This is a genomic window from Pectobacterium brasiliense (assembly GCF_013449685.1).
In the GTDB taxonomy this organism is placed as follows: Bacteria; Pseudomonadota; Gammaproteobacteria; order Enterobacterales; family Enterobacteriaceae; genus Pectobacterium; species Pectobacterium brasiliense_A.
In genome coordinates this window covers 2,972-4,927 of record NZ_JACDSF010000059.1, presented here as the reverse complement: position 1 = coordinate 4,927, position 1,956 = coordinate 2,972, and the positions used below count along the sequence as shown (strand labels likewise).

Below are 1,956 nucleotides of genomic sequence, written 5' to 3'. Positions count from 1 at the left end.
GAGGCACCATGTCCGGTGGTATTTTTGTTGGTATGGACAAAAACATCATGGATGGACTCAATGCCGTGTTAGAAGGTCAGTCTTCTACCTACGGCACCCTAATCAGTGTGATTATCGTCAGTTCCTTCACCCTATTTATTACGTATCGCGGGTATCAGACGCTTGGCGGCAAACTCCAGACACCGGTTGAAGATGTTGTCTGGGATGTGGGCCGCATGTTGCTGATCACCACCTTTGTTTTAAACCGCGATGGCTGGCTGGATGCCATCATTGCGGCCATTGAAGGGCTTAAGGACGGCATCAGCGGCGATGATAATGTCTGGGCGCTGCTCGACACGGTGTGGGAAAAGGCACAAGCGCTGGGGCAAACGCTGTTTAATCTCGATACCTCCACCTACGTTAAAGTGAATGGCGGTTTTGCCGAGGTGCTGGTCTGGGGCGGAGCAATCGTTCTGTTACTGGCTGCAACCTTTGTCAACCTGCTCGCCGAAATCACCATTCTGTTAATGACCACCACCGCCCCACTCTTTATTTTCTGCCTGCTGTACGGTTTTCTTAAACCCATGTTTGATAACTGGCTGAAAACAATATTTACCGCAATCTTAACGATCATGTTCTCTGCCCTGTCTGTCCGGATCGCCATCAACTACCTGAATACAATACTGGATGCCGCCACAGCAACGTCTGCTGAAAGCAATATGGTGACCCTGGCGGCACAATGTTTGCTGGCCGGGATTGCCGCAGGCGTCGTGGTGTATTTTTCAGCGAAAATAGCCACTGCGCTAAGCGGTGCCGCCGTGCAGGCTGTGTTACAGGGGGCTGCGATGAGCGGACTGAGCGCGCTGGCGAGCAAATCTGCCGACGTCGCCAGACCCGGCATAAAGGCCGGAGGCCGACTGACCGCCAAAGGTGGCATGGCCGCAGCCGCGACAACCGGCAGGTTCATTGCCGCAGGGGCGGGCAAAGCCGTGAGCGCCTGGCAGAAACGTACCACCGCCATTGAAAGCATGAAACGCCAGAATCAGCAGCGTCACCGTTAATCCTCCCGACCGCTAATTTCTTTTCTCCGTCACGCCGTGGCCTCTGCCAGCGGTGCGGCTTTCCTGCATTTATCCGATAAGAGGCTTCCATGAAATTCAGCATCTTGCTTCTGGTGCTGTGCGCGCTTACGGGCTGCGCGCAGCATCAGGGCGACCTCCCGCCGGTGTCCGGCGATCCCCAGCCGGTGAATTCCCCCGCCATGATCCAGGAGCTGACTCACCATGTCTGATATTCAGCACATCATTAATGTCTCGCGCTCTTTTGAATCCATCCTGCTGGAAAAGGAAGAGCGTTCCCGCAAAACTGCCTGGCGGGTGGCCGCTGCCGGGCTGATTCTGGCTGCACTGGCAATTACGGCCATGATTATTCTGCTGCCGCTGAAAACCACTGACATTGAATTATGGTCGGTGGATAAACAGACCGGCCGTTATGAGTATATGACCCGCCTTAAAGAGCGGGATATTGCGTCTGAAAAAGCGCTGGCCCATGCACTGGCGGCACACTATGTCAGACTCCGCGAAGGGTATAATTATTTCTCCCTCCAGCGTGATTACGACGACGTACAGTTATTTAACAGCCACAGTGTGAACCGGGATTATCTGGACGGGTTTAACGGTGACCAGGCACCGGACGTTGTTTTTAATAAAGCCGAATATGTCGTCTATATCGACATTATTTCTAATGTGCATGCGCCTGCCACCGGGCCGGATAACCTGGCAACACTGCGTATTAAGCGCACCCTCCGCCGTATTTCTGATAATTCAGTGAAAACAGACTTCTGGAATATCCGCCTCACTTACCGCTATGTCCCGCATCAGCAACTGACGGACAGCCAGCGGGAAGTGAACCCGCTGGGCTTTATCGTCACCAGCTACCAGCGCGATAAAGAACTGAGGAGCGAATGATGCTGAAAAA

General features: G+C 53.6%; 3 protein-coding genes. All 3 read left to right on the top strand.

Annotated elements, in window-relative coordinates:
• Nucleotides 1-8: 8 nt before the first annotated feature.
• The 3 genes from H0248_RS19270 to H0248_RS19260 all read left to right on the top strand — a co-directional run bounded on the left by H0248_RS19270 (nucleotide 9) and on the right by H0248_RS19260 (nucleotide 1,946).
• Complete coding sequence (locus H0248_RS19270) at nucleotides 9-1,040, top strand: type IV secretion system protein (RefSeq protein ID WP_180787135.1); 1,032 nt, start codon at nucleotides 9-11, stop codon at nucleotides 1,038-1,040.
• Between the two features lie 89 nt (nucleotides 1,041-1,129).
• On the top strand, nucleotides 1,130-1,270 hold the full coding sequence (locus H0248_RS21945; protein ID WP_009635182.1) for a hypothetical protein: 141 nt from the start codon (nucleotides 1,130-1,132) through the stop codon (nucleotides 1,268-1,270).
• Nucleotides 1,263-1,946 (top strand): virB8 family protein, encoded by a 684-nt coding sequence (locus tag H0248_RS19260; protein ID WP_180787134.1) that lies wholly within the window; start codon nucleotides 1,263-1,265, stop codon nucleotides 1,944-1,946. The genes H0248_RS21945 and H0248_RS19260 overlap by 8 nt, the downstream gene beginning before the upstream one ends.
• The last annotated feature ends 10 nt before the right edge of the window (nucleotides 1,947-1,956 follow it).